Source organism: Rhodovulum sp. PH10 (assembly GCF_000293785.1).
In the GTDB taxonomy this organism is placed as follows: Bacteria; Pseudomonadota; Alphaproteobacteria; order Rhizobiales; family Xanthobacteraceae; genus Rhodoplanes.
The window spans coordinates 1-301 of the sequence record NZ_AKZI01000255.1; the positions used below are offsets into that span (position 1 = coordinate 1).

1 protein-coding gene is annotated in these 301 nt (G+C 73.4%); it reads left to right on the forward strand.

The features are described 5' to 3' along the window. On the forward strand, positions 1 to 301 hold a 301-nt coding region (locus A33M_RS21890), incomplete at both ends, for a beta-ketoacyl synthase N-terminal-like domain-containing protein (protein ID WP_040622755.1).

Here is a 301-nt window from a genome sequence, read left to right on the forward strand (position 1 = left end):
ACGAGCTCGGCACCGTCGCGCTCGCCGAGGCGATGAAGCGCGCGGGCGTCGCCCCGGCCGACGTCGACGACGTGATTCTCGGCCAGGTGCTGACCGCAGCCCAAGGCCAGAATCCGGCGCGGCAGGCGGCGGTCGCCGCCGGCATCCCGGTCGAGAAGACGGCGCTGACCATCAATCAGGTGTGCGGCTCGGGCCTCCGCGCGGTGGCGATGGGCGCGCAGGCGATCCAGGCCGGCGATGCGCGCGTCGTTCTCGCCGGCGGCCAGGAGAGCATGAGCCGCGCGGTGCACGCGATGTATCT